The sequence below is a fragment of the Rhodospirillaceae bacterium genome (assembly GCA_028819475.1).
Taxonomy (GTDB): Bacteria; Pseudomonadota; Alphaproteobacteria; order Bin65; family Bin65; genus Bin65.
Map to the genome: position 1 here is coordinate 27486 of JAPPLJ010000034.1, position 22044 is coordinate 49529.

Annotated in this window: 16 protein-coding genes and 1 tRNA gene; 6 read left to right on the forward strand and 11 right to left on the reverse strand. The window is 70.2% G+C overall.

Features of this window, described 5'->3' with window-relative positions; translation table 11 throughout:
* Nucleotides 1-55 precede the first annotated feature (55 nt).
* The 5 genes from addA to OXM58_10800 all read right to left on the reverse strand — a co-directional run bounded on the left by addA (nucleotide 56) and on the right by OXM58_10800 (nucleotide 10932).
* Complete coding sequence (gene addA / locus OXM58_10780; GenBank protein MDE0148847.1) at nucleotides 56-3652, reverse strand: double-strand break repair helicase AddA; 3597 nt, start codon at nucleotides 3650-3652, stop codon at nucleotides 56-58.
* A complete protein-coding gene (addB, locus tag OXM58_10785; GenBank protein ID MDE0148848.1) occupies nucleotides 3649-6711 on the reverse strand; it encodes a double-strand break repair protein AddB in 3063 nt (1020 codons plus the stop codon). The genes addA and addB overlap by 4 nt, the downstream gene beginning before the upstream one ends.
* An 18-nt stretch (nucleotides 6712-6729) precedes the next feature.
* Complete coding sequence (locus OXM58_10790) at nucleotides 6730-7518, reverse strand: nucleotidyltransferase family protein (GenBank protein ID MDE0148849.1); 789 nt, start codon at nucleotides 7516-7518, stop codon at nucleotides 6730-6732.
* Nucleotides 7515-9017, reverse strand: a complete 1503-nt coding sequence (tsaE, locus tag OXM58_10795) for a tRNA (adenosine(37)-N6)-threonylcarbamoyltransferase complex ATPase subunit type 1 TsaE (GenBank protein MDE0148850.1) — start codon at nucleotides 9015-9017, stop codon at nucleotides 7515-7517. Before tsaE ends, OXM58_10790 begins: the two co-directional genes overlap by 4 nt.
* Before the next feature lie 949 nt (nucleotides 9018-9966).
* Nucleotides 9967-10932, reverse strand: a complete 966-nt coding sequence (locus OXM58_10800) for a radical SAM protein (protein MDE0148851.1) — start codon at nucleotides 10930-10932, stop codon at nucleotides 9967-9969.
* 192 nt (nucleotides 10933-11124) lie between these two features.
* On the opposite strand from OXM58_10800, the gene OXM58_10805 reads away from it, so the two are divergent.
* From OXM58_10805 to OXM58_10820, 4 genes are all read left to right on the forward strand, one after another.
* Nucleotides 11125-11200 (forward strand) — tRNA-Gly (locus OXM58_10805).
* 48 nt (nucleotides 11201-11248) lie between these two features.
* Nucleotides 11249-11719, forward strand: a complete 471-nt coding sequence (locus OXM58_10810) for a DUF2147 domain-containing protein (GenBank protein MDE0148852.1) — start codon at nucleotides 11249-11251, stop codon at nucleotides 11717-11719.
* 72 nt (nucleotides 11720-11791) lie between these two features.
* Complete coding sequence (locus OXM58_10815; protein ID MDE0148853.1) at nucleotides 11792-12664, forward strand: DUF1932 domain-containing protein; 873 nt, start codon at nucleotides 11792-11794, stop codon at nucleotides 12662-12664.
* Complete coding sequence (locus tag OXM58_10820) at nucleotides 12661-14103, forward strand: FAD-dependent oxidoreductase (GenBank protein ID MDE0148854.1); 1443 nt, start codon at nucleotides 12661-12663, stop codon at nucleotides 14101-14103. Before OXM58_10815 ends, OXM58_10820 begins: the two co-directional genes overlap by 4 nt.
* A 124-nt stretch (nucleotides 14104-14227) precedes the next feature.
* Here OXM58_10820 and OXM58_10825 read toward each other — a convergent pair whose 3' ends face one another.
* The 4 genes from OXM58_10825 to OXM58_10840 are packed head-to-tail and all read right to left on the reverse strand — an operon-like array spanning nucleotide 14228 to nucleotide 17610.
* On the reverse strand, nucleotides 14228-15895 hold the full coding sequence (locus OXM58_10825; protein ID MDE0148855.1) for a hypothetical protein: 1668 nt from the start codon (nucleotides 15893-15895) through the stop codon (nucleotides 14228-14230).
* A 9-nt stretch (nucleotides 15896-15904) separates the two neighbouring features.
* A complete protein-coding gene (locus OXM58_10830; protein MDE0148856.1) occupies nucleotides 15905-16816 on the reverse strand; it encodes an SMP-30/gluconolactonase/LRE family protein in 912 nt (303 codons plus the stop codon).
* A 22-nt stretch (nucleotides 16817-16838) separates the two neighbouring features.
* Nucleotides 16839-17132 carry an XRE family transcriptional regulator gene (locus tag OXM58_10835; protein ID MDE0148857.1) on the reverse strand — a complete coding sequence of 98 codons (294 nt, stop codon included), beginning with the start codon at nucleotides 17130-17132 and terminating at the stop codon, nucleotides 16839-16841.
* Nucleotides 17122-17610: a type II toxin-antitoxin system RelE/ParE family toxin gene (locus OXM58_10840; protein ID MDE0148858.1), complete on the reverse strand. Its 489-nt coding sequence runs from the start codon at nucleotides 17608-17610 to the stop codon at nucleotides 17122-17124. The genes OXM58_10835 and OXM58_10840 overlap by 11 nt, the downstream gene beginning before the upstream one ends.
* 84 nt (nucleotides 17611-17694) lie before the next feature.
* Between OXM58_10840 and OXM58_10845 the strand changes: the two genes are divergently transcribed.
* Both OXM58_10845 and OXM58_10850 read left to right on the forward strand, forming a co-directional pair.
* Nucleotides 17695-18867: a pyridoxal phosphate-dependent aminotransferase gene (locus OXM58_10845; protein ID MDE0148859.1), complete on the forward strand. Its 1173-nt coding sequence runs from the start codon at nucleotides 17695-17697 to the stop codon at nucleotides 18865-18867.
* A 206-nt stretch (nucleotides 18868-19073) separates the two neighbouring features.
* Entirely contained in the window at nucleotides 19074-20306 is a 1233-nt protein-coding gene (locus OXM58_10850) for an MFS transporter (GenBank protein MDE0148860.1), read from the forward strand.
* Nucleotides 20307-20442: 136 nt separating this feature from the next.
* Here the strand turns inward: OXM58_10850 and OXM58_10855 are convergent, their stop codons facing one another.
* Together OXM58_10855 and OXM58_10860 are read right to left on the reverse strand one after the other, a co-directional pair.
* Nucleotides 20443-21285 (reverse strand): DUF3883 domain-containing protein, encoded by an 843-nt coding sequence (locus tag OXM58_10855; GenBank protein ID MDE0148861.1) that lies wholly within the window; start codon nucleotides 21283-21285, stop codon nucleotides 20443-20445.
* A gap of 22 nt (nucleotides 21286-21307) precedes the next feature.
* Nucleotides 21308-22044, reverse strand: a 737-nt coding sequence (locus OXM58_10860) for an AMP-binding protein (GenBank protein MDE0148862.1), incomplete at its 5' end; no start/stop codon positions are given.

Sequence of the window (22044 nt, forward strand, 5' to 3'; positions counted from 1 at the left end):
GACCGGTTTACGATCTAGGAAAACGACGCCGACAAATCAAGCCGGTTCGCACCGCTCAGCCGCTCTCCGGCGCATAGGGGTCGAGCAGCGAATCGGCGAGCGCCATGAGCCGCGGGGCGGCGGTCCAGAGCAGGAAACAGTCGACCCTGCGGGCCGGATAGAGGCGGCGCAGCAAGGCCCGGTAGGCGGCCATCTGGCGCAGGTAGACCGGCGGGGTCGCCGGGGCGTCGGCGGGCGGCGGGCGGTTGGTCTTGTAATCGACGACGGAGACCGTCTGCGCGCCGATGGCGAGCCGGTCGATCTGGCCCGAAATCACCGCCCCGCCGACCGTGCCGGTGACCGGCGCTTCGGCCATCGAACCTGGGCCGAACAGGGGCCGGGCCTCCGGCAGGTCGAGCACGGCGCGGATCTCGGCGGCAATTTCGCGCTGTTGGTCGTCCGTCAGGCCGTGGCCGGGGCGGGCGAGGTATCGTAAAGCCGCCCGGTCGCGCCGGTCTTCCGGCAGGTCGGGCAGATATTGCAGCAGCCGGTGAATCAGGGCGCCGCGCCGGAACCGGTCCGCGCCCGCGTCGAACGGGCCGAAGACCGGCGGCTCGTCCTCCGCCGGCCGCGACGGGGCGAGCGGCCGGGGCGGCTGCGCTTCGGGCGGCGGCGGAGCGAGCAGCGCCTGCAATGCCGCCGGATCGTGCGCCGCGCCGGTCTCGGACGCCACGACCGCCTCCCGCGGCGGCGTTTCCGCCGCTGCAAGGCTGCCGTAGCGCATGACCGGTTCGTCGAACCCGTCGTCGGCGACCTCAGCCGTGCCGTCGAGCCGGCGCAGCCCGCGCTCGACCAGCGTGTGCCAGCAATCGTCGTCGATCTTCCTCGGCCCGCGGCTGCCGCAGACGATCAGGGCATCCTGCGCCCGGGTCATGGCGACGTAGAGCAGCCGGTTGTATTCCTGCCGCCCGGCCTCCCTGGCATCGTCCTTGAAACCCATCGTCCGGATGTCCGCATCCGCATCGGACGGCGCGATCAGCGGCAGGCCGCCAATCGCTCCAGCGGCGCCGGCGTCTGCCGCCGGCCACAACAGCCTGTCGGCCCGTTTCGGCACCCGGATCGTGTCGGGCAGGATGACGATCGGCGCCTGGAGCCCCTTGGCGCCGTGGACCGTCATGATGCGCACCGCGTCCGGAACGCTTTCCATGTCCCGCCTTGTCTCGACCTCGCGCCGGCGCAGCCAGTGCAGGAAATGCTGCAGGGACGGCGGATGGTCCCGCTGGAAGGCCAATGCGAGGTTGAGCAGCTCCTCCAGCGGCTCGATGGCGTCGGGGCCGAGCCGGCCCCAGAAACGCTCGCGCCCCGTGGGTTGTGGGGTCGGTTGTGGGGCCGGCTGCAGAGGCGGCTGCGGGGTCGGCGGCGCGGCCCCGGTCAGGATCGCCTTGAGCAGTTCGTAGGGCGGCGTGTAGTCGACGGTCGCCAGCAGGCCGGACAGGGTCTTCGCCGCCTCCCTCGACGCGTCGTCGTCCGCCGCCTGGAGGCGCGACCACAGGCTGGCCCTGCCGCGCCCGTGGGCGAGATCGAACAGCCGGTCGTCGTCGAAGCCGAACAGCGGGCCCTTGAGGACCGTCGCCAGCGTCAGGTCGTCCTCCGGCAGCAGCAGGAAATCCGCGACGGCGAGCACGTCCATGACCGCCAGCTGCTCGGTCAGCACCATGCGGTCGGTGCCGGCGACGGGAACGGCCGAATCCTTGAGCGCGCGGATCAGCGCTTCGACCAGGGCGTCGCGCCGGCGCACCAGGATCATGATGTCGCCGGCGCGCGGCGCGCGCTGCACCGGTTCGCTGCCGGAACGGTCCCAGACCATGCCGGCCGATCCGTCGAGCCAGGCGCGCACCTGCCGGGCGATCCGGTGCGCCAGTTCCTCGGTCGTCGAGGCCGCCTCGGCGTCGATTTCCGGCAGCGTCCACACCTCCGGTTCCGCCGGCTCGTCCGGGGCGATGACCGGCCACAGTTCGACCATGCCGCCCTGGCCCTGCCGCCAGGCGGTATGGCGCAGCGCAGCGCCCTCCCCGACAACGCCGTCGCCGACCACGCCATCCCGGGCCGGACCCTCGGCGAAGCTGCTGTCCACCGCGTCAAGCACCTGCTGGACCGAACGGAAGGACACGTCGAGATCGACCGGAGACCACTCCTCCCCGGCGGCCCGCACCCGGTCCTGGAAACCTTCGCGGACGTTGTCGAACACGACTGGGTCGGCGCCCTGGAAGCTGAAGATCGACTGCTTGATGTCGCCGACGGCGAACACGGTGCGCGGGGGCCGGGGCAGGCCGTCGTCGGCCGGCGCGGGCTCGACTCCTTTGCCGGCGAAGAACTCCTGCGCGATCGCCTCGACCAGGCGCCATTGCTGCGGGCTGGTATCCTGCGCCTCGTCCACCAGGATGTGGTCGATACCGCCGTCCAGCTTGTAGAGCACCCATTCGGTCGCCGCCTTGCGGGTCAGCAGGTCTTCGGCCTTCAGGATCAGGTCGTCGAAATCGAGAACCGCGCGCCGCCGCTTCTCCGCCTCGTAACCCTGGTGCACCGCCGCGCCGAGCCGGGCCAGCGCCGCGCTCCGCTGTACGACCGCCAGCGCCTTCTTGCGGTCGTACACGCCGGCGAGCCGGGCGGCCTCCTGCCCCATGACGTCGAGGATGTCGGGCATCTTCCCGACAGCGCCTTTCGTCGCCAGCCGCGCGCGCGGTTGATGTTCCCCGGTAAGGAAAGCCGCGGCATAGTCGTCGAGCGCCTCCGCCCGGGCCGCATCACCGGCCGCCAGCCAGCCAGCGATTTCCTCCGCCTTTCCAGCATCCGTCGGGCTGCCGCTTTCCAGCGCCCGCGCCGCCTGCTTGAGCCCGTCGCGGTCGAACGCTCCTTCGGCGCAGGCTTCGGCGTCGAGCGCCGCCTGGCTCGCGCCGGTGTCGAAGCCGGCCTCGTCGTAGAGCCGGCGGACCGCCCGGGAAACCGCCGCTTCGTTTTTCAACAGGTCGCGCAGCCGGCCGCGCTCGCCCAGGAACTCGCCGAGCAGGGCGGTGAGATCGTCCGGCCCGCCGAGCGGCGTGAGCAGCGCCAGTTCTTCGGAATACGGCCCGCGGCCGGGTTCGGCATCGGCCAGCACCCGGTCGCGCACGCCGTTCAGCAGGGCGCGCTGGTCGCCTTCCTCGATCACCCGGAAGTGGGGCGGCACGCCGGCCTCCAGCGGGAAGCGCTTGAGCAGGGCCTGGCAGAAGGCGTGGATCGTCTGGATGCGCATACCGCCCGGCACGTCCAGGCAGGTCGCGAACAGGGTGCGGGCGCGCGCCGTCTCGGCCGCGACCGGCGCCCGGCCGGTTATCTCCTTCAGATCCTTGCGCAGGACGGCATTGTCCATCAGCGCCCACCGGCCGAGCCGGGCCGCGATCCGGTCGATCATCTCCGCCGCCGCAGCCTTGGTGAAGGTGAGGCACAGGATGCGCGCCGGGGCGGCGCCGTTCAGCAACAGCCGCAGGACACGCCGGGTCAGCACATGGGTCTTGCCCGTGCCGGCGCTGGCGCCGACCCAGGACGAGACCTCGGGCTTCGAGGCCCGGCTCTGCGCGCGCTCGGCGACCCGCTTTGGATCGGGCGGCGCCTTTTGGCGGCGCGCCGCGGTCACGGGTCCGCCTCCGCCAGCGCCCACTCCCGGATGCGCGCCAGATGTTCGTAATCGTTGTAGGCCAGGGCCCAGGCGCTTGCCGGGCGCGCGGCGTAGGCCCGTGCCGGATCGTCGAAGGCCGCAACCAGCCGGGCGAGGCCCGCTTCGGCGTCTTCAATCAGGTCGGCAGCCGGCGTCCTGCCGGCGGCGGGCCGGGTTTCCAGCGGAGTCCGGCCGCCGCTCAGCTGCCAGTAGGTCAGGTCCGCGGCATCGGCGGTTTCCGGCACATCGGCGAACCCGCCGCGCCGCAGCATCAGCCCTTCCAGCGCCAGCTGGGGATTGAAGCCCGCGGCAACGTCTTTGACCTTCGGCAGGCTGCCGGTCTTGTAGTCGAGGATTTCGGCGCCGCCGCCGTGCTTCAGGTCGATCCGGTCGGCCTTGCCGGTCAGGGTGAACGGCCCGGCCGGCGCAGGAATTTCGATCCGGCCGTCAACCTCGACATGGGAGCTTCGGATCGCCGGGCGCCGGACCGCCTCCCTGGCGACGAAGGCCTCGGCCGCCCGCTCGAAGCGCGGCCACCAGAGCGCCGCGACGCCGGGCGCGTGGGCGAGGTCCATGAAGCGCGCGCGGCCCAGCGCCAGCAGCTTGGGCAGCGCATCGGGCGGCAGCGGCCCGGCCGGGTGGTCGCGCACGAACGCCTCGAACACGTCGTGCAGGATGATGCCGCGCTCCAGCGCGCCGGGGTCGGCGTCGATCTCGTCGAGCGGCCTGAGGCGCAGGATGTGGCGGGCGTAGATGGTGTAGGGATCGCGCAGCCAGCGCTCGATCTGGGTGACCGACAGGCGGCGCGGCCGGGCGGCGACCGGCGGGCGCGGCTGCGGCCGGGCGCAGCTTACGACGCGCGCTGGCCGGTCGAGCTGCCGCGCCAGCGCGACGAGCGCGCCGTCCCGCTCGCGGATGCCTGCGAGGGTCTCGGCGTCGAGCGCGCCTTCGAGGACCGTATCGAGCCGCTGCAGCCAGCGCGACGCGACTGCCGGGCTGCCCTCGACCTTTTCGCTGCGCGTGACGAGGACTTCCGGCGCGCAGAAGGCCTGGGCGAAATCGTGCGCCGACAGGCCGGTCCGCCGCTCCGGCGAGGGCAGGCCGAACTGCAGCCGCATCGGCCGGCTCATCCACGGATCGACCGGCGCTTCGGGCGGCCAGGCGCCTTCGTTCAGCCCGCCCAGGACGGTCAGGTCGGCATGGTGCAGCCGGGCTTCCAGCGGACCCTGGATGGCAAGCCGGGGATGGGCGCCGTAGCGCGGCCGCACGACCCGGCCGAGCATCAGCGTGGCAAGCAGCGTTGCGCGATCGTGCAGCGCGTCCGGGGCCACCACGGCGCTCGCATCGGCCAGATCGTCGATGAAGCCGGCCAGCGCCTCGCCGGCGTCGCCGGCCCACAAGCGGCGGCCGGCCGGGTCGTCCGGCGATGCCGCCAGCGCCGCCGCGGCGCTGCACAGCGCGCGCAGGTAATCCGGCATGGCGCGCGGCTTGCCGGCCAGCAACGGCGCAAGCAGTCCGTCAAGCCGGTCGACCAGGGCAGTGGCGGAATCGCAGACCGCCAGGCCCGGCCCGAACCGGTCGTCCCGCGCTGCGGCGAGCCGGCGGCGCAGCCCGGCGATCCCGGCCTCCGGCCGCGGCCCGCGCAGCGCCGCCCGTTCGAGGGCGCGGGCCTGCCGCCGCGTGTCCGCCAACGGCTGCCCGGCGGCGCACAGCGGATGCTTGAGCAGGGCGAGCAGGCCGGTCGGCGCAAGCCCGTCCTCGACCGCGCGGGCGAGCAGCAGCAGGAAGGAGGCCGGCGGCGTGGCGGCCAGCGGCACGCCGGCGGAATCGTCGACGGTCACGCCCCAGCGCTGCATTTCGGCAGCGACCCGCCGGCCGAGGTCGCGGTCGGGCGTGACCAGGGTGGCGGTCTTGCCCGGCGTATCGAGGGTCCGGCGGAAGGCCAGCGCGACGACCCGCGCCTCTTCGCCGGGATCGCGGCAGACGATGCAGCCGAGGTCCGGGCCGAGCGCGGCGGCCAGCGTATCGCCGTCGAGCGGCCGGCGCGCCCAGGCCTCCGTCGTCCCGGCCGGCCGCAGGGCTTCGGCGATCAGGCTAACGCGCGCGCGCGGCGCCTCGTACAGGGCGGCGCCGTCCGCCGGGGCCGGTTCCGGCCAGTCCTGCACGTCCTCCCGCCGGATGCCGAGGCGTTGCAGCAGCCGCGCAAGGCCGAACTGGGGATGGCCTTCGTCGGCCTCGACCGCCGACCAGCTTTCCTCGTCGAGATGGCGGTCCAGTCCCGGCAGGACGACCTGGCCGTCCGGCAGCGCCGCGACCGTCGCCAGCAGGTCGGCCGTCGCCGGGATGCTGCCGGTCGAGCCGGCGGCGATCACCGGATGGCCCGGCGCGGCCTGGGCCCAGCGCCGCTCCAGCCGCTCCAGCAGCAGGTTGCGCCGCGCCGCCGGATCCATCGCGCCGTTCTCTGCCAGGACGGCGGGCCAGTGCGCGGTCACGATCTTCAGGAATTCGAGGGTCTGTTGCCAGTGCGCGGATAGGTCGGCAGGCGCCAGTTCGGCCAGGCGGTCGAAGGACAGCCGCTCGGTCTGGGCCTGGTCGAGCAGCCGCGCCAGCGCCTGGGCCAGCAGCACGGCCTGCTCCGCCGAGGCATCGCGCTCCCGCTCGAGGATCAGCCGGGCCAGCAGCAGTTGTCGTTTCAGTTCGGGAATCGCGGGCGGCGTCTCGAACAGCGAACCGTCATCGGGCGGCAGGTCGTCGCCGGCCGAAAGAGCGAGATCGTCCTCGTCGACATCGCCGATCGGGCGCATCCTCGGCAGCAGCAGGGGCGCGCCACCGCTCAGCCGCAGGAAAGCCTCGCGCAGGGTGCGGCAGGCGCGGCGCGTCGGCAGCAGGACCAGGACCGGCGCCAGGCTTTCGGGCGCGCCGCCGAAACGGTCGAACAGGCCGCGTGCGAGGGCCGTGACGAAATCCCGCTGGGGCGGGATGGTGTAGACGCTTCGGGCGGGCACGCCGTCCGCCGCCATTTTGCCGGTCCCGGTCATTGTGCGGTCATGGTGCGGTCAGCCGGCGTCGAACAGGTCGGCCTGGGCCGGCGGCGCGGCGGCATCGCCCTGTGCGATATGGGCGTAGAGCCGGCTGACCCGCTCGAAGCTGTCCGGCGTGCCGACATGGTGCCAGGCGCCGTCGTGCCGGATGCCGTACAGGCGTTCGCGTTCGAGCGCGCGGTCGTAGACCCGGTTGAGGGAAAAGGCGCCCGGCGCCATGCCGTCGAACAGGGCCGGACTGAGGATCTGGCTGCCGGTGAAGACGAAGGGCGCGATCTCCGCTTCGCCGCGGCGCTGCAACCGGCCTTCGATATCCATGAAGAAATCGCCGTCGCCGGCATATCCCGTGGCGGCGACCGTCGGGTGGACCAGCAGCAGGGCATCCATGCGCGCCGGATCCCAGGCTTCGGCGAGGCGGTGCAGCGCCGGGGTCGGCCCGTCCTCCCAGACCGTGTCGCTGTTGAGCACGAAAAAGGGGTCCGGTCCCAGCGCGTCGAGCGCATTGAGCACGCCGCCGCCGGTATCGAGAATTTCGGCCTCGTGGCTGATGACGATCTCCGGCGCGGTGCGCGCCTTCAGCCGCCGTTCGATCTGGGCGGCGAGGTGGTGGGTGTTGACGACGGCGCGGGTGACGCCGGCTTCGAGCGCCTTGTCCAGCGTCCGGTCCAGCATGGTCCGGCCGCCGACTTCGAGCAGCGGCTTGGGCGCGGCCCCGGTCAGCGGCCGCATCCGCGTGCCGAGGCCCGCAGCGAGCAGCATTGCCGTTTCGGGGGCCGTTTCGGGGGCCGTGTGCGGCGCGGTCACGGCGGGTCGCCGAAATGCGGGACGGTGCGCAGGGCCGGCGGAATCGCCTCGTCCAGCCACGCCCTGACCGGCGCCAGCGCCGGGTGGGCGAGATCGGCCTCGAGCAGGCGCCAGACCCGCGGGATGTGCTGCAGGTAGACCGGCTTGCCGTCGCGCGCCATGAGCCGGGTGAAGATGCCGATGATCTTGCAGTTGCGCTGGGCCGACAGCGTCGCCGCCGCCGCCAGGAAATCCGCCCGGTCGAGCGCCGGAAACGCGGCGAGATAGCGCTCGACCATCGCGTCGCGCAGCGCCGGGCGGATGTCGCGCCGGGCATCGGCGACCAGGGACACCAGGTCGTAGGCCGGCGAGCCGATCAGCGCGTCCTGGAAATCGAGCAGGCCGCAGGCCGCGACGCTGGCGCGGCCCGGCAGTTCCATCAGGTTATCGACGTGATAGTCGCGCAGGACGAGGGTGGGCGGCGCAGCCTCGGCGAGCGGATAGAGATCGCGCCAGACCGCCCGGTATTCCGCGGCGGCCGCCGTCGGCGTCGGCGCGCCGGTGACGGCCGGCAGGAACCAGTCGATCAGCAGGTCTGCCTCGCGCTGGAGCGCGTCCCCGTCGTAGGGCGGAACCTCGACCGAGGCGGCGCCGGGATGGCGGTGCAGCGCGATCAGCGTGTCGGTCGCCAGGGTATACAGCGCGTCCTCGTCCGCGCCTTCGGCAAGCCGGCGGGTGAATGTCGCGTCGCCGAAATCCTCGATGACGAGAAAGCCCTGCGCCGGGTCCTCGGCATGGATGGCCGGTGCGCTGAAGCCGAGAACGCGCAGATGCCGGGCGACCCGCACGAAGGCCGCGGCATCCTCCCGGGCTGGCGGCGCATCCATCAGCAGGGCCGGGAACGGCCCGCCGGCCAGCCGGAAATAGCGCCGGAAGGACGCGTCGCCCGAAAGCGCCGTCATCCGCGCGTCGCGCCACTCCGTGCCGGCGAGGAAAGCGCGGCGGGCCCGGTCGCGCCCGTCCGCCGCCGCGGCGCCGGAGCCGATCTCCGCCAGCCGGTCGAACACCGGCGCCAGCCGACCCGGCCCCTCGCCGCCGTTACCGGTGCGGTCTTCCACGGACAGGCGCCGCAGCTCCGGATCGCCGGTATGGTCGAGGCCGATGTCGATGCGCCGGTCCGGCAGCAGGTTGCCGGCGCGTTCCGGCCATTCGATCAGGCAGATGCCGCCGGCCAGCGCCTCCTCGAAGCCGATCTCCCACAGCTCCTCCTCCGAAACGATCCGGTACAGGTCGATATGCCAGACCGTGTCGGCGCCGAAGCTGTAGAGCTGGACGAGGGTGAAGGTCGGGCTCGGCACCTCCCCGGCCGCGCCGCCCCTGCGCGCCGCGTAGCTGCGGATGAAATGCCGGGCGAAGGTTGTCTTGCCGGCGCCGAGCGGGCCGCTGAGCGCGATCACGTCGCCGCGCCCGGCGCACGCCGCCAGCGTCTGCGCCAGATCCGCCAGATCCGTCTCCGACACCTCGGCGGAATGTCCGGAGGCAGCGCCGCCCGGCCCGCCGCCCTCGGGGACAGGAACGCAGGGGAGCCGGGAAGAAAGCCGGTCGGTGCTCACGAAGCCGACGCATACTGAAGCTGCGGTCCCCTGTCCACCCGCGCCCCGTCGTATTTCCGGGATTTGGCACGATCCGTATCCGTCTCCCGCTGGCAGCGCAACGCGGCCCTGTTTCTTGAGAAATCCTCTGCGAAAGGCCGCGAACGGGAACCTGCAGTAAAATGCAAGGCGTCCCCCCTCCCCTTGGGCTTCCTCTGCGAAAAGCCCCACGGCGGGCTCCGCCGGGCCGGCCTTTCAAAATTATTTCCTTTTTCTCGATAATATTCCTTGACACGGTCGATCCCGCGCCCTATATCGGCCCCGTCAACGCCCGAAATGCGCCTGCCGCGGCCGGCCGACGCCCCCTCAAAGAGAAGCGAACGAAGAAGCAGGCGAGGGACCGTGCGGGACCGTTCCGTCTTTCCCGCTCTCCGGCCCGCCGCCGCCAGTCGGCCATCCTGTGCGCCGCCCTGTGCGCCATTGGGCCTGACAGCCGGACCCACTCCGGTTCGACCCTCCGTTTCCGCCGGGCCGTGTTGCTCCCGGTCCTGCCCCGATCCTGTAGGGCGGTGCTACCCCCGGTGTCGACTGGCGCTCCCGCCCGGCCGGAAATCTGTAATATTTCCTATCTGGCTTATTTTCTTGCATCCCGGAGCGGCGTGTTTCCAACGATTCCAAAGGGTTAGGAGCGCCGCTGCGCAAGAAAAAACGAAAGAAAAATATTGAGCATTCATTCAAAATCCGGCCGTTTTCCGGCGTCCGGTCCGTCCGGCACGCCCTTCCGCAGGGGATCCTTGGGGGAGGGGCAGCCGGGCGGTGCAAACCGGTTACATGGGTAACGGTCCGGACCGGCTGCACAGGTAACGGGTCCGGCGGATCAGCCCGAGCAGCTGCCGCCGCCGAGGACGCAGAAGCGCGCGCAGTGCGGATGGTTGAGCGGGACTGCGCCGGCCGCCTCGCCCAGCGAATGCCCCATGACGAACCGTTCGTCGTAGGGCAGCAGCGTGCAGGGCATCACGACCGGCCGGCTCTCGCCCTTGCGTTTGACGACCATGCGGGAGGAGGCGCACATCAGGCTGCCCGGATCGACGCCCAGAATATCCCAGCAGGCTTCGGTGACTTCCGGCACGTCCAGCGTTTCGTCCATCTCCGGGAACAGCAGCAGCGCGGCCGGATCGTTTGCGTCGATCCGGATAGTCTCCCGCTCGAACAGCCGGGCATAGCCGGCGCGCAGCTCGGCCTCGCTCTCCTTCCACATCGTCCGGCCGGCGGCGGTAACCGCGAAACCGTTGTCCGACAGGAACTTGAGGCCGAGGATCATCGGCGCCCAGGCCCGCGGCCCCCGCTCCAGCGCATGCAGGGCCTCGGCGTAATGGTCGATAGAGACGCGCAACGTCAGGCGGCCGCCGAAGCGTTCGCGAAGTTCGGACAGCGCGTCGGCATGGCGCATCATCGGCCGCATGGCGTTGGTCAGGACCAGCGCTTCGTGCCCGGCGGCGAGGATGCGCTCCAGGATTTCCGCGATCTCCGGATTCATGAAGGGCTCGCCGCCGGTCAGGCCGACGGTGCGCACCGGCAGGCCGTCGCGCGCGATCTCGTCGAGATAGCCGCCGACCTCTTCGGCCGTCAGGTAGCTCAGCCGGTCGTTGGCCGGGCTCGATTCGATATAGCAGTTGCCGCAGGCCAGGTTGCACAGGGTGCCGGTGTTGAACCAGAGGGTCTCCAGCGCCCGCAGGCCGATGCGCGCGCGCGCCGCGCCGTCCGCCGTATGCAGCGGATCGCGGAATTTTGCCGTGTCGAGAGCGGGGCGGTCCTCGCGGAGCGCCGGGACGGCGGGGGTCATACTGCACCATATAGGCGGTCGCGCCGCCGGTCATAGCCCCGCACCGGCGATCGCGCCTATTCAAAAGACCGTCATGTCCGGAATCCCCGCACCTCCGTCTTGCCCGCCGGCGGTGCGGCGGCTAAACAGGCCGGGTGCGGGCCGGGCAGGCGCATGGCGCGGCGGCCCGGCCGCAGGCGGTATGGAACTAGCGCGGGTGTAGCTCAGTCGGTAGAGCACGAGCTTCCCAAGCTCGGGGTCGCGGGTTCGAGCCCCGTCGCCCGCTCCAGACGGAAAGGACGGGAGGTCCGCCTTTGTGACGGCGGGCAGAATAAGTATGGCATTGAAATGTGCGATGAAGGTCCGCGCCCCGGCCTTGGCGTCGATGCTCGTCGCGGCGGCCCTGCTGACCGGCGGGGCGGCGAGTGCGGCGGAGAAACTGTCGCCGCTCGGCGTCTGGCTCGGGATCAGCGATTCGGGCGAAAAAGGCCACGTCAAGATCTACGAATGCGGCGACAAGCTGTGCGGCACGCTGGTCTGGAGCAGCAAGCCGGACGCGCGCGACATCAACAACCCGGACGAAGCCAAGCGCAGCAGGATCCTGATCGGCCAGGACATTCTCGTCGGCCTGACGCCGGACGGCGAGAATTTCTGGGACTATGGCAAGCTCTACGACGCGACCACGGGCAAGACCTGGAACTGCAACATCACGGTCCTGCCCGGCAACGACAAGCTGAAGATCCGCGGCTACTGGGGCATCTCGCTGTTCGGCCAGTCCCGGGTCTGGGACCGGGTCAAACAGGAATAGCCGCGGCATGAACCGGCGCGCGGCTGCAACGCTCCCGGCGAGGGCCCCATAGACGACCGCCCGACCGTCGCCGTGCTCAGCGCCGGCGATATGGGCCATGCGGTCGGCTGGGTGGCGCGCGACCGGGGCTGCCGCGTTCTCACCTGCCTCGCCGGGCGGAGCACACGGACCCGCGCGCTGGCCGCCGAAGCCGGCATCGAGGACGGCGGCGACCTCGCTTCGGTCGTCGGGGCTGCCGACATCCTCCTCTCCATCCTGCCGCCAGCCGAGGCGCCGGCACTGGCGCGCGCCGTTGGCGGGTGCACGGTTTCCGCCAGGGAACGCATCTACGTCGACTGCAACGCCATCGCGCCGGCGACGACGCTGGCGATCGGCCGCACCGTCAGCGCCGCCGGGTTCGCCTTCGTGGACGGCGGCATCGTCGGCCGGCCGCCGGTCGCGTCGCCGGCAACCCGCCTCTACGTCAGCGGCCCGGCGGCCGGGCGCCTCGCCTTCCTGGAAGACGAACGGCTGACCGTGCGCGACCTGGGGCCGGAGCCGGGCCGGGCCTCGGCGGTCAAGATGTGCTACGCCGCGCTGACCAAAGGCAACTGGACCCTGTTCGCCGCGCTTTCGACCGCCGCGCACCGGCTCGGCGTCGCCGAGGCGCTCGACCGGGAGTTTTCGGAGAGCCAGGGCGCGGTGCGGGAACGCCAGCGTGCGATGCTGCCGCGCCTGCCGCTGGACGCCGGGCGCTGGATCGGCGAAATGGAGGAAATCGCCGCCACCCTCGATGCCGCCGGTCTGCCCGACGGCTTCCACCGCGCCGCCGCCGAGATGTTCCGCCTGCTCGACGGCACGCCCTTCGCCGCCGAATCGCGCCAGGACTGGGACCGGGACCGGACCCCGGAACAGACCGTCGCCGCGGTCTCGGAGGCCATCGACCGCCTTCAAGGACACTCATGACCGATCCCTCCTCTGCCGATCCGCTTCACGTCGATATCTGCGTCATCGGCGCCGGCGCCGCCGGCCTGTCGGTCGCCGCCGGCTGCGCCCAGCTCGGCGCGCGCACGGTGCTGATCGAGCGCGGCACGATGGGCGGCGACTGCCTCAACACCGGCTGCGTGCCGTCGAAAGCGATGCTGGCCGCCGGCCACGCCGCGGAGATCGTGCGCACCGCCGGGCGCTTCGGCGTGACGGCATCGGCCCCCGAAGTCGATTTCGCCGCGGTCCACCGCCATGTCCACGGCGTCATTGCGGCGATAGCGCCGATCGATTCGGTCGAGCGCTTCCGGGCGCTGGGCGTGAACGTCATCCAGGGCTCGGCGCGCTTCACCGGGCCGGACGCCCTCGAGGTCGACGGCCGGCGCATCACGGCAAAACGCTTCGTCGTCGCGACCGGATCGAAGGCCGTTGCGCCGCCGGTGCCGGGGCTGGCCGACGCGCCCTACCGCACCAACGAGACCATCTTCGACCTCACCGAATGCCCGGAGCATCTGCTGGTCATGGGCGGCGGGCCGATCGGCTGCGAACTGGCCCAGGCCCACCGCCGTCTCGGCGCCCGGGTGACCGTCGTCGAGATGTTCAACATCCTCGGCCGGGACGATCCGGAGGCGGCCGACGTCGTGCGCCGGCAATTGAAGGCGGAAGGCATCGGGATCCTGGAAGGGACGCGGGCTGAACGGGTCGAGGCGCGGGACGGCGGCATCGCCCTCACCGTCAGCCGCGACGGCGAAGAGACCGTGCTGACCGGATCGCACCTGCTGGTCGCCGCCGGGCGGGCGCCGGTGGTCGACGGGCTTGACCTGGACAAGGCCGGCGTCCGGGTCGGCCGCGCCGGGGTCGAGGTCGATGCCGGCCTGCGCACGTCCAACAGGCGCATCTTCGCGGCCGGCGACGTCGCCGGCGGGCCGCAGTTCACCCATATCGCCGGCTATCACGCCGGGGTGCTGGTGCGCCGCCTGCTGTTCCGCATGGGCTGGGCGAAGGTCGATTACCGGGCGCTGCCCTGGGTGACCTATACCGAGCCGGAGCTGGCCCAGGCCGGCCTGACCGAGGCCCAGGCCGCCGAGAAGCACGGCCGCCTCTCCGTGCTGCGCTGGAGCTTCGCCGAGAACGACCGCGCCCAGGCCGAGCGCCGCACCGACGGGCATATGAAGATCGTCGCCACGCCCAAAGGGAAAATCCTGGGCGCCACCATCGTCGGCGCCCATGCCGGCGAGCTGATCCATCCCTGGGTGCTGGCAATCCAGAACGATATCGGCCTGGCGAAAATGTCCGGCTATATCGCGCCCTATCCCACCCTGGGCGAGATCGGCAAGCGCACCGCATCGAGCTACTACACCCCGAAACTGTTCAGCGAGCGCACCCGCAAGATCGTGCGGTTGCTGCTGCGGCTGCCGTGAGGGCACTTTCTAAGGGACTGCCCTTACCCCGACCGGCGAGCGCCCGACACCAGGGCGAGCGCGAACGGATCGGCTGAAGGTCGCCGGAATACCGTTTTCCGGCCGACTCCGATACGGACGCAGACTATTTCCGTCCGGCGACTGCCAGAGCGATGTCGGTGAGAGCGTGTGCCTTCGGACCGGCGCCTTCAATCCTTTCGGCGGTCGCAAGCGCGCCCTCTACATCGCCGGCCTGTGCCTGCGCCCGTGCGATGACGTGGAAAGCCCAGGCCTTGTCAGAAGCGTTTTCTGCCCTTCCAACGGTCGCCAGCGCCCCCTCCATATCGCCGGCCTGTGCCTGCGCCTCTGCGATGCCGCGGAGGACCTCAGCCTTCCAAAGGGCCACATCAATCTTTTCGGCAGCCGCGAGCGCCGATTCGAAGGTAGCCCGCGCGCCCTCCATATCGTCGGCTTGCACCTGCGCGCCGGCGATGACGCCGAGCACCCAGGCCTTGTGAGAGGCGTTTTCGATCTTTCCAGAGGTCGCGAACGCGGCTTCGACTGTTGTCCGGGCGCCGTTCCGATCCCCGGCCTCCGCCTGCGTCCGTGCGATGACGCCGAGCACCCAAGCCTTGTGAGAAGCGCGTTCAGTCCTTTCAGCGGTCGCAAGCGCGCCCGCCGTGTTGCCGGCTTTCGCTTGCGCCCCTGCGATGCCGGCGAGAGCCCGAGCCTTGCCATCGGCAGGCTCGATCCTTTCGGCAGTCGCAAACGCGCCCTCTATGTCACCGGCCTGCGCCTGCGCGCCTGCGATGTCGCCGAGAGCCAAAGCTTTCTCGTAGGCTTTGCCAATTCTTTCGGCGGTCGCAAGCGCGCCCTCGGTGTCGCCGGCTTTCGCCTGCGCCCCTGCGATGTTGCCGAGCGCCGAAGCCTTGTCAGAGGCGCTTTCAATACTTTCGGCGGTCGCGAGCGCGCCCCCTATGTCGCCGGCCTGCGCCTGCGCGTCTGCGATGTCGCTGAGCACCCAGGCTTTGTCAGAAGGGCGTTCAGTCCTTTCAGCGGTTGCAAGCGCGCCCTCCATATTGCCGGCTTTCACTTGCGCCCCTGCGATGCTGGCGAGAGCGTCAGCCTTGTCAAAAGCACGTTCGATACTTTCGGCGGTCGCGAGCGCACCCTCTAGGTCACCGGCCTGCGCCTGTGCGCCTGCGATGGCGATAAGGACCAAGGCCTTGTCATCGCCGCGTTCGATCTCTTCCACTACCGCGAGCGCCTGGACGATGAGACAGGCGAAATCGGGCCCAGCAAAGCATCGGTCGCGTTCTGTAGCGGCGCGCTCGGTCAATAGATCCTTCCGCGCCTTTGCGACCCGTTCTTTCACACCGACGAGCGAGACGCTGCCGACCGCTTGGCTGGCGATCAGCTTCACCGCCGGATCGGTGGTCGAATAGCGTTTCGCGATCCGGGCGAGAGCGGCTTCGGCCCGTTTCAGCAGGCGGTAGCGAGCCTCCGGCGTTACGCGGCCGGCACGCTGCTTAAGCCGCACCTCGCCGACCATTAACTCGCTGGCGGGGCTGTAACCGTCCGCCAGGGCCGGTGCGCCGGGCAAGAGAGAAAGACACAGGGCCGTCAGAAAGGCGAGCGCGGCAAACGTCTTGTTCCGTCGCCCGGTCATCCGGTACGGCATGGCGGTGTTTCCTGTTCGTTCGGCCAAGTCTCGCCGGTGCGCATAACCGAACGGTTCGGGAACTGCAACCGGAATCGGGCGCGGCCCGATTCGAAATTGCCGGACGGGACCTTCCGATTCGTAAATGAACATACAGACCGATCAACCGATAGACGAGCCGCGGCCAAAACTCCCGACCGGAGCGCCGCTGACGCCGGGGCTGAAGGCGAACAGGCCGCCGGCAAGCGGCTCGGCGGCGCGCGCGGCCCCGTCCATGCCGGCGGTGCCCGAGGTGACGACGAGGATATCGAGGTCCGGGCCGGCGAAGGCGCAGCTGGTCGGGCGGCTCACCGGCATGTCGACGATCCGGTCGACCGTCCCGCCGGGCGTGAAGCGGGCGATGCAGCCGCCGTCCCAGCGCGCGCTCCACAGGCAGCCTTCGGCATCGACCGCCATGCCGTCGGGCCAGCCGGGCGCAGCGCCGGGTTCGACTGCGACCGCCCGCAGGCCCAACGCGCCGCCGTCGGGCGCGCCGCCCGCCGGGTCGAAGCCGTAGCGGAAGATCGCGCCGGCCGGGCTGTCGGCGATGTAGAAGACCGTCCCGTCCGGGCTCCAGCCCGGCCCGTTGGGCACGGTGAAGCCGTCGGCCATCTGCGCCACCGTGCCGCCCGGCCCGAGCCGGTAGAGCCGGCCGCCCGCGCCCGTATAGTTGCGCGGCATCGAGCCGGCCCAGAAACGCCCGTCCGGGCCACACTTGCCGTCGTTGAAATGATAATCCGGCCGCGCTTCCTCCGGCCGGCTGAGCGGGCTGAATGCTCCGGTCTCCGGGTCGAGACGGCCGAAGCCGGAGGACAGCGCCGCGACAAGACCGCCATCGTTGCGCAAGCCGATGCTGTGGATCGCCTCGCCGACCTCGACGCACGCGGTCGTCCCGGCCGCAAGGTTATGGCGGTGCAGCCGCTTGCCGATACAGTCGATCCACCAGACGCAGCCGGCTTCGGCATCCCAGACCGGCGCTTCCCCCAGGCGCGCCTTCGCGTCGGAAAGCAGGTCGACCGCGATTTTTCCGGTCATGCCGCGGCGCCGGGCGCGCCTTCTAGATCTGCCGGATTTCGAGATTCAGACGCATGCCGACCGCGGCGGCTGCGCGCTTCAGGGTATGCAGCGTTACGCCTTCATTCTCCGGATCGAGCAGACGGTCGAGTTGCGAACGGCTGGTTTCCATGCGCTCGGCCATATGCGCCTTGGAGATGTTCTGCGCTTCCATCGCTTCCTTCAGTTTGTAGACCAGCGCGGCCTTTATCGCGTCGTTGCGGATGTCGTCATATGCGTCGTCGCGCCGGAGCAGGCTGTCCAGCGTCGAGCCGACGCGCGGGTTCTCACGGTTCATTTCGGTTGTGCTCCTTCATGCGGCGCTGCGCCAGCTTCAGTTCCTTTGCCGGTGTCGTCCTACTCTTTTTTATGAACCCATGGAGAAGGACCATGGACTTCCCCGACACGAGGAAGAAAACTCTGGCGATCCGGCCGCCGGCCATATCGCTCCGCACTTCGTACAGACCGGGATATCCTGCGATCGACCGGCAGAGTGGCAGACCGCACGGCCAGCAGAATTCGACCTTCGTCAGATCCCGTCCGATCGATCTCCGGTCCTGCCGCGAGAGTTCCGCCAGCCAGTCCCGAACCGGTTCCCGGCCGCCGGGCAGCCGATAGAACCGGGCTACGATCGATTTTCCAGGTGCCGCCATGGCTCGTAATGCACCATAATTGGTACAGCAAATGCAATCCGGTCGTCCAGACCGGAAATGGTCGGCGCTGTCCTTCCCGGAGACCTTACCGCCTGTCACCGCTGACGCATCGACCTGTGTCATTCTTCGCGCTACCGGGCGGGCGGCGGGCGCGTTAGGGAGGGCGGCCGCATCCGCCAACCCGATCCGCGACCCCCGGAGCCTGCCATGGGCGACGCCGAGCTTCTTGCCGCCATCAATCCGCGCATCGCGGCGATTCCGGAAAGCGGCATCGTCGAGCTCGCCAACCACGGGCGCGAGATACCGGACCTGATCCCGCTGTGGATCGGCGAGGGCGACCTGCCGACGCCGGACTTCATCGGCGAGGCCGCGATGAAGGCGCTGCGCACGGGGCAGACCTTCTACACATACCAGCGCGGCATCCCGCCCCTGCGCCGGGCGCTCGGCGCCTACCTGAGCGGGGTCTACGGCATCGAGGTCGCGCCGGAGCGCACCATCGTCACCATCGGCGGCATGCAGGCGGTCATGCAGACCATGCAGATGCTGCTCGGCCCGGACGACGAGGTGGTGGCGCCGTCGCCGGTCTGGCCGAATATCGGAGCGGCGGTGGATATCGTCGGCGGCCGGGTCGTGGACGTGCCGCTCAGCCTCGGCAGCGCCGGCTGGACGCTCGATCTCGACCGGCTGTTCGATGCGGTCGGCCCGCGCACCAAGGCTTTCTTCATCAACTCGCCGGGCAACCCGACCGGCTGGACGATGCGTCGCGAGGACCAGATCGCGGTGCGCGACTTCGCCCGGCAGCGCGGCCTGTGGATCGTCGCGGACGAGGTCTACGGCCGGCTGGTCTACGGCATGGACGTCGCGCCCTCCTTCCTCCAGGTCTGCGAGCCCGACGAACGGCTGGTCGTCGTCAACACCTTCTCGAAGAACTGGTCGATGACCGGCTGGCGCATCGGCTGGCTGGTCGGGCCGGCGGCGCTCGGCCAGGTCTTCGAGAACCTGGTCCAGTACAACACGTCCGGTGTGCCGACCTTCCTGCAATACGGCGCCGTCGCCGCGCTGAAGGAAGGCGGGCCGTATCTCGACGACATGATCGCGCGCTGCCGCACGGGCCGGGACATTGTGTGCGATGCGCTGGCGCCGCTGCCCAACGTCCGTTTCGCCCGGCCGGATGGCTCTTTCTACCTCTATCTGGCGGTCGATGGCGAAACCGACAGCCGGGCGCTCGCCTACCGGCTGGTCGACGAGGCCCGTGTCGGCCTCGCGCCGGGCGCGGCCTTCGGACCGGACAGCGAAGGATTCATGCGGCTCTGCTTCGGAGTCTCCCACGACAAGCTGGAGGCGGCCATGGCGCGGCTGTTCCCGGCGCTGGCGCGGTAGCAGGGCGCCCTTCGAGACGGCCATTTCGGGACGGCCCTTCGACAAGCTCCGGACAGGCTGCTGGCGCGCCTCCTCAATGGCCTCCTCAGGATGAAGCTGAACATGTTGAACATATTACATCTTCATCCTGAGGAGAGGTTGAGGAGCGGTCCGCAGGACCGCGTCACGAAACCTCGTCTCGAAGGGCGGCGCGCACCGGCCGTGGCATGACGCTTTCAGAGACACAGGCCCATCGGCAGGCCCGGCCCGGGCTGCTGCTGTTCGCCACCCTGGTGCTCGCCACGATGATGGGGCCGATGGCGCTCCAGATGTTCTTCCCGGCGGTGCCCGGCGTGAAGACGGGGCTCGGCGTGGCCGACGCTCTCGGCCAGCTCACGGTCAGCCTGCCGCTCTTCGTCATGGCCTTTCTCACCCTGGCCTACGGCTCGCTGTCCGACCGGCTCGGGCGCCGGCCGGTCCTGATCGGCGGCATCCTGCTGTTCGCCGCGGGCAGCGCGCTCTCGGCCGCGGCGGACACGATCTGGCTGCTGCTCGCCGGGCGCTGCGTCCAGGCCGCGGGCGGGGCGTGCGGCGTGGCCCTCGCGCGCGCCATCGTCCGGGATGTCTACGGCACCGACCGGCTCGCCAAAACCATCGCCTACCTGACCATGGCCTTTGCGCTCGGGCCGATGCTCTCGGTGCCGCTCGGCGGCTGGCTGGTCGCCGGCTACGGCTGGCGCAGCGTGCTCGTCTTCGCCGCGCTCGCCGGCCTCGTCATCGCGCTGTGCGTCTTTCTCGCCGTCGCCGAAAGCCACCCGCCGGCGGCGCGCAGGCCGGGCGGCGGCGCGGCCGGCCTGCTCCGGGACTATGGCGGCCTGTTGCGCAATCTCCGCCTGCAAGCCTTCGTCTGGCAATCGGGCGCGACCTCGGGCGCCTTCTTCGTCGCCGCGCCGGCTTCCGCCATCGTCATGATCGACTATCTGGGCTATTCGCCGGAGGCCTACGGCTTCTGGTTCCCGCTGTTCCCGGCCGGCTTCCTGCTCGGCAACTTCGCCGCCGGCCGGCTGAGCGGGCGCGTCCCGGTCGAGACCATGGTGCTCGCCGGCAGCCTGCTCCAGGCGGCGACGGTCGGCGCGTTCGCGCTGTTCGCCGCGGCCGGCGCGCTCACGCCCTGGACGATCTTCCTGCCCGCCTTCTTCATCACCTTCGCCAACGGGATCGGCCTGTCGAGCGCCCAGGCCGGCGCGATCCGCCTGGCTGGCGACCGCGCCGGGACCGCCGCCGGCATCGGCTCGTTCATGCAGCTGTTCTGCGGCGCCCTGTTCGCCCAGCTGTTCGGCCTGCTCGCCGATGGCACGGCCGGCCCGCTCGTCCTGGTGCTCGGCCTGACCAGCGCCCTGGGGCTCATCGCCGGCACCGCCGCCTTCGCCCTGCGGGACCGTGCCACGTTACGGCGCTGACGCGCCGGCTCGGGATGAGGCTATTATTTGCAAATACAAATACCGTCTTCTCACCCTGAGTAGCCCGGATGAATAACGGGGCGTATCGAAGGAATACAGCCTGTTCTCACGTTCGGGAATCGGGCAGTCGCCCGCATCAACGAAAATGCGCTTCGTAACTGGTGGGGAAAAGTGAAACGTGCGCCTTAAGGGGCGGGTATAGCTCGAAGGCCTTGGGTTCCCGAGCAAAATTCCACAGCCTGAACAGACACCATTCGCCGGCGCACGCTTCAGACACGGCGAATTCGTTGTGAGTGATGTCGAAGGGCGTGCGCTCCCATCCGTTCGTGGTCTTCACTTCGATCAGCCTTGGGCGCCCGTCGTGCCGAAAACTGGCAATGTCGTATCCAGCGCCATCGCCCTCGTCGCGGGACACCCATTTCACCTGCTCCGCCAGATCGGGGCGCCGTTCCACTTTCAGCGTTGCACGCTCAAATTCGAACACCAGCGCCTCGCCGGCCTCTCCGAGGGCCCGGTTACGCTCATCCCTGCCCGCTACATCGAATCTCCGCGCGACGCCGAGCATTCTCTCGAGATCGGCCGGTGGAGGCGCGTTACTATGCGTGGGCGGCGGCGAGACATAGAGCGAACCCGGATCCCTGATGCCGGTGGTAGCACGCGCGTCTTGACTAGGTGCAATCAGGTCCGGGTTTCGCTCCAGCCAGCGCCAAACCGCATCGATCAGAGAATCTTGGAAATTGTAGGCCGGTCTGTAGCCGTAGAGCCAAGTCTGGGCGAACGCCTTGAGCACCGCGCTGATATTCCGGTGCTTAAATTCAATGGAGGCCCGGCTGCGATCAATCCGAGTCCGGAGTTGCCGGTTGTGCTCGGCTTTGTTGGGCCGACGACCGGCGAGATCGTCTGCAAGCATCGCGAAATAGTCCGCGACGATTGCGTCGTTCTCCTCGTCGGTCCAGGGAGTGCCCGCCCCGCTGGCCATTGTTTCGCCGGCTGAGCCGCCCCTACCCCGTCCGGTTCTGGCGGTTGTCGACCAGGTCGTCGACCACGGCCGGCTCGGCGAGCGTCGAGGTGTCGCCCAGGTTGCCGAAATCGTCCTCGGCGATCTTGCGCAGGATGCGGCGCATGATCTTGCCCGAGCGGGTCTTGGGCAGGCCGGGCGCCCATTGCAGCCAGTCGGGCGAGGCGATCGGGCCGATCTCCTTGCGCACCCAGCGCACCAGTTCCATGCGCAGGTCGTCGCTCGGCTCGGCGCCGGCGATCAGGGTGACATAGGCGTAGATGCCCTGGCCCTTGACCTCGTGCGGCGCGCCGACCACGGCGGCCTCCGCCACCTTTTCGTGCGCAACCAGCGCGCTCTCGACCTCCGCGGTGCCCATGCGGTGGCCGGAGACGTTGATCACGTCGTCGACCCGGCCGGTGATCCAGTAATAGCCGTCGGCGTCGCGCCGGCAGCCGTCGCCGGTGAAATACTTGCCCTTGTAGGTGGCGAAATAGGTCTGCACGAAGCGGTCGTGGTCGCGGTAGACCGTGCGCATCTGGCCGGGCCAGCTGTCGGCGATGCACAGGTTGCCCTCGCAGGCGCCGTCGAGCACCTTGCCGTCGGCGTCGACGACCTCGGGCCGGACGCCGAAGAAGGGCCGGGTCGCCGAGCCGGGCTTGAGCCGGGTCGCGCCGGGCAGCGGCGTGATCAGGATGCCGCCGGTCTCGGTCTGCCACCAGGTATCGACGATCGGGCAGC